Source organism: Aeromicrobium sp. CnD17-E (assembly GCF_024124745.1).
GTDB lineage: Bacteria > Actinomycetota > Actinomycetes > Propionibacteriales > Nocardioidaceae > Aeromicrobium.
The window spans coordinates 1-5,237 of record NZ_JAMXRU010000154.1 but is presented as its reverse complement, the minus strand read 5'-3'; the positions used below and the strand labels follow the sequence as shown (position 1 = coordinate 5,237).

The window sequence follows — 5,237 nt, the reverse complement described above, 5'->3', positions numbered from 1 at the left end:
CGCAGCCGGGGCGTCCGACGCGGGCGCGGCGAAGATGTCGGTGCTCACCGCGGCAGGTGGCCCGGCGGGCCGGCCGGCGGCTCGGCGCCTGGTGCGCACCGCGGGGGTGGACTCGGTGGTCGGGGTGTTCGTGTCGTCGTCGAGCATGTGCTCTCCTCAGTCCCCGGGTACGCCGCAGGGCGGTCGGGGTTCTGCGTCTGCGGCTCCTGCCCCGAGGGGCCGGTGCCGAAAGTCTTCTGTCGGGCCCGGGGCGCTGGCGCGTCCCGGGGTGGTCGACGTGCGGCCTGTCACTGGCTCCTCGCCCGGCCCGCCGCGGTCAGCACCCGATCAGGGTGCGTCGCGGTCGAGGGCGAGCGGATCGCCGACCGTCCCGGTCCCTGCGTCCAGAGGACCTTGGGCCGAGCGGGTCGCCAGCGGCGTCTGCTCGAGCGTCAAGTCCCCGCAGATGCGGAGTCCGGAGAGTACGTCGTCCGGTCGTACCGACGGGTTCTGGTGCCGGACGACCACGGTCAGTATCGCATACGCCACACCCGGACCGTCGGACGAACCGACCGAGAGCGACTGGACGGCGGCCCGCGCATCGAAGGTGCGCATGCCGCGCTTGGTCATGCGCTCGACGTCGACCTGCTCCGCCGCGAGGAACGCGTCGGCCGCCTCCTGGGCCCGCTCGACCGGCGTGTCGCGCAGCTCGATGACCCACTCGCTGGCCTCCAGGCGGTCGGCGAGCGAGCCTGCGCCCTGCCGTGCCGCGACGACCTCGAGGATGTCGATCCCCGGCGGGAGGGCGTCGTCCAACGCGGCGCGCACGGCGTCGGGGTCGCGCGTCTCGGTGAGGCCGATCTCGAGGAACTCGGCCTCGCTGGCGGCGCCCGTGGGGGCCGCTCCGGCGAACGAGATCTTCGGGTGCGGCGTGTAGCCGGACGAGAAGGCGATCGGTACCCGCGCGCGGCGCACTGCGCGCTCGAACGCTCGACCGAAGTCGCGGTGGCTCGTGAACCGCAGCCGGCCACGCTTGGCGAAGCGGATCCGCAGTCGCTGCACGATCGGCAGCTGCGGGTTGGGCGCCTCGGGGTTGGGGGTGCCGCGCAGGGTCGTGCTGCCGTCGGACATGTCGTCGAGGGTACCGAGCGGCGTCGCGCCACGGGTCGGGTCGGGTCGCCCGCGCGGCGGTCAGGACCCTGGCGTTGGATGGGTCGGTGACCTCCCCCGCCGACCCCGTCTCGTCCGCCGCCCCCTCCTCGACACGCAGCGGTCCGGCCTGGCTGGTCGGCGCCGCGATCGTGCTGCTGGCCCTGAACCTGCGGGTGGCCGTCGGCAGCGTCGGCGTCGTGGTCGACCCCCTGCGCGACGACCTCGGGATGAGCGCGACCGTCGCCGGCGTGCTGACGACGCTGCCGGTGCTGTGCTTCGCCGTGTTCGGCGCGACGACGTCACGGGTGGTCCGCGTCCTGGGCCTCGACCGCACCGCGGCGACGTTGCTCGTGGTGCTGGCGCTCGGCCTGGCGACCCGCGCGACGGTCGGCTCGACCGTCCCGTTCCTCGTCCTCTCCGTGGTGACGCTCGCCGCCTGCGCAGTCGGCAACGTGATCCTGCCGGCCCTCGCGAAGGAACACTTCCCGGACCGCCTGGCGCTCGTCGGCGCGCTGTACGGCGCGGCGCTCATGGCCGGCGGGGCGGTCAGCTCGGTGGTCACCGTCCCCGTCTCCGACGTCCTCGGCGACTGGCGTGCCGGTGTGGCCGTGTGGGCGGTGCTCGCCGTGGCCGCCCTGCTCCCGTGGCTGCCGGTGGCGCTGAGGTCGGGCCGGACCACCGGCCTCGACCGACCGTCGGGCATCCCGCTGTCGCACGTGGCCCGCAGCCGGCTGGCGTGGGTGTGCACGCTCTGCTTCGCGGTGCAGGCCGCGCAGGCCTACGCACAGTTCGGCTGGTTCCCGACGATCCTCGCCGACGCGGGTCTCGCCAGCGGCACGGCCGGCGCGATGCAGGGACTGCTCGCCGCCGTCGGCATCCCGATGACGCTGCTGCTTCCGCCGCTCGTCGCCCGGCTCGGCGGGACCGGCGTGCTCCCGTGGTCGTTCGCGGCTCTCACCGTCGCCGGCTGGGGCGGCGTGCTGGCCGCCCCGACGGCCGCGCCCTGGCTGTGGGCCGTGCTGCTCGGCCTGGGCGGGTGCACCTTCACGTGGGTGCTCATCATGTTCGGCCGTCGCACCCGCACCACCGAGGGCACCGCCGCCCTCTCGGCCTTCGGCCAGTCCGTCGGCTACCTCCTCGCCGGCCTCGGCCCGTTCGGCACCGGCCTGCTCCACGACCTCACCGGCTCCTGGACCGTCCCCGTCGTCGTCCTCATGGCCGCCGCCGTCCTCATCGGCTTCCTCGGCACCCTCGTCGACCGCGGCGGCACCGTCGAGGACGACCTCGCGTCTCGGGTGGGGTGAGGGGCGGGCGGCTGGCCTCCGCGCTGGTCTGGGGTCTCGGGCTGCGGCTCGGGCACGGAGTGGGCGCAAGACTCTGCGTTTGCTACGGGATCCCGTCGTGAACGCAGAAGCCTCCGGACTCGAGCGCGCGAATGCAGAGACATCTGCGCCGACAGCCCGCTATCGGTGGATCTGCAACCGCAGGAGCGGTCCTACGGTTGCAGGTCCACCGATAGGACGCGCCGACGCGGAACGGTGGATCAAGAACGCAGGAACGAAGAATCGTGCGTCGAGGGCGGACCCAGGCCAGACCCCGAGACCCGGAACCACGTCCGGGCCCGCTGCCGGTCGAGGCCTTTCGGAGGCCACCCCCAGCGCCAGCCGAGGCAGCGCACCAGCGAGCTCAAGAAGACCGCAGGCAGCGCACCACCAAGGTCACGACCACCGCAGGCAGCGCACCGGCCGGACCACGCCCCGCAGCGCGACGATGACGCAGACGACGCGCGCCCTCACACCACGGTGAGCGGCAGCAGCTTCTGCCCGGTCGGGCCGATCTGGATGTCGGTGCCCATCTGGGGGCAGACGCCGCAGTCGTAGCAGGGCGTCCAGCGGCAGTCCTCGATCTCGAGGGCGTCGGGGTCGAGGGCGTCCTCCCAGTCCTCCCACAGCCACTCCTTGTCGAGGCCGGCGTCGAGGTGGTCCCACGGGAGGACCTCGTCGTGGCCGCGCTCGCGGGTGGTGTACCAGTCGAGGTCGACGGGCTGGTCGGCGAAGACGTCGGCCGCCTTCGACTCCCAGCGCTCGAAGGAGAAGTGCTCGCTCCAGCCGTCGAAGCGGCCGCCGTCGCGCCACACCTCCTCGATGACGCGACCCACGCGACGGTCGCCGCGCGACAGCAGTCCCTCGACGATGCCGGGGCGGCCGTCGTGGTAGCGGAAGCCGATGGCGCGACCGAAGCGCTTGTCCGACTGCACCGACTCGCGCAGCTTGCGCAGCCGCTCGTCGGTCGTCTCGTGGTCGAGCTGAGCGGCCCACTGGAACGGGGTCTGCGGCTTCGGCACGAAGCCACCGATGCTCACCGTGCAGCGGATGTCGCGCCGTCCCGACGCCTCGCGTCCGGCCTCGATGACCTTCTTGGCGAGCACGCCGATCTGGAGCACGTCCTCGTCGGTCTCCGTCGGCAGGCCGCACATGAAGTAGAGCTTCACCTGCCGCCAGCCGTGCGAGTAGGCGGCGGTGACGGTGCGGATGAGGTCGTCCTCGGTGACGGCCTTGTTGATCACCTTGCGCAGCCGCTCGCTGCCGCCCTCGGGCGCGAACGTCAGCCCGGAACGTCGGCCGTTGCGGCTGAACTCGTTGGCGAGCGTGATGTTGAAGGCGTCCACCCGCGTCGACGGGAGCGACAGCGACGTGTTCGTGCCCTCGTACCGGTCGCCCAGCTGCTTGGCGAGGTCGCCGATCTCGGTGTGGTCGGCGCTCGAGAGGCTCAGCAGGCCGACCTCCTGGTAGCCCGACCGCTGCAGCCCGGTGTCGATCATCTCGCCGATGGTCTGCAGCGACCGCTCGCGCACCGGGCGCGTGATCATGCCGGCCTGGCAGAACCGGCAGCCGCGCGTGCAGCCGCGGAAGATCTCGACGGAGTAGCGCTCGTGGACGGTCTCGGCGAGCGGCACGAGCGGGTTGCGCGGGTACGGCCACTGGTCGAGGTCCATGACGGTGTGCTTGCGCACCCGCCAGGGCACGCCGTCGCGGTTCGGCCTAACCGACGCGATGCGGCCGTCGTCGTGGTAGTCGACGTCGTAGAAGCGGGGCACGTACACGCCCCCGGACGCCGCGAGGCGCATCAGCAGCTCGTCGCGTCCGCCCGGACGTCCCTCGTCCTTCCACTCGCGCACCACCTCGCTGATCGCCAGCGCGATCTCCTCGCCGTCGCCGAGCACGGCGGCGTCGAGGAAGTCGGCCACCGGCTCGGGGTTGAAGGCGCTGTGCCCGCCGGCGAGGACGATCGGGTCGTCGTCGGTGCGGTCAGCGGCATGCAGCGGGATGCCCGCGAGGTCGAGCGCGGTCAGCATGTTCGTGTAGCCGAGCTCGGTGGCGAAGGAGATGCCGAGCACGTCGAAGGCCCGCACGGGACGGTGCGCGTCGACCGTGAACTGCGGGATCTCGTGCTCGCGCATCACCGCCTCCATGTCGGCCTGCACGGCGTAGGTGCGCTCGGCGAGCAGCCAGTCGCGCTCGTTGAGCACCTCGTAGAGGATCTGGACGCCCTGGTTGGGCAGGCCCACCTCGTAGGCGTCGGGGTACATCAGCGCCCAGCGGACGCTGACGTCGTCCCACTCCTTCACCGTCGCGTTGAGCTCGCCGCCGACGTACTGGATCGGCTTGCCGACGGTGGGCAGGAGGGGCTCGAGACGAGGGAAGACGGACTCGACGGACATGCCCTCCAGGGTACGGGGCGAACGGGCGTGGTCGAGACCCCGCGGGCTCCGGTCCTGCGTGCGACCTGAGAGAACCCGCCCCGGCTCTCAGTCTCGGCGTCTACAGTGGAGGCTTCGTCCCGGGCCCTTCCCCGCCCCGTCCCCGAGCCTGCAGGAGAGTGTGTGCGTCACGACGAACCCGTCGACCGGTCGGGCGGTCGGCACCGTATGGCACGTCACCGCGCACCGTCGGCGTTCGAGCGCCGACGTGATCGCGCCCTCGACACCCTGGCCGACGTCACCGATGCGCTGCCCAGCAAGCGCGCCCTCTCGGCGTGCGCCGTGGGCGGCGTGGTGGTGGTCAGCGGCCTGACCGCCGGCGCCCAGGCCGTGGGCTCCAGCCCCG

Annotated in this window: 3 protein-coding genes; 1 reads left to right on the top strand and 2 read right to left on the bottom strand. The window is 72.7% G+C overall.

The features are described from left to right. Positions 1–327: 327 nt before the first annotated feature. Positions 328–1,110, bottom strand: a complete 783-nt coding sequence (locus tag NH339_RS17185) for a TIGR03936 family radical SAM-associated protein (protein WP_253027226.1) — start codon at positions 1,108–1,110, stop codon at positions 328–330. 86 nt (positions 1,111–1,196) lie between these two features. Here NH339_RS17185 and NH339_RS17180 point away from each other — a divergent pair, with 86 nt between their 5' ends. After that, positions 1,197–2,435, top strand: coding sequence for an MFS transporter (locus NH339_RS17180; RefSeq protein ID WP_253027225.1), 1,239 nt, complete (start codon positions 1,197–1,199; stop codon positions 2,433–2,435). A gap of 488 nt (positions 2,436–2,923) precedes the next feature. Here the strand turns inward: NH339_RS17180 and NH339_RS17175 are convergent, their stop codons facing one another. Next, on the bottom strand, positions 2,924–4,852 hold the full coding sequence (locus tag NH339_RS17175) for a TIGR03960 family B12-binding radical SAM protein (RefSeq protein ID WP_253027224.1): 1,929 nt from the start codon (positions 4,850–4,852) through the stop codon (positions 2,924–2,926). Between the last annotated feature and the right edge of the window lie 385 nt (positions 4,853–5,237).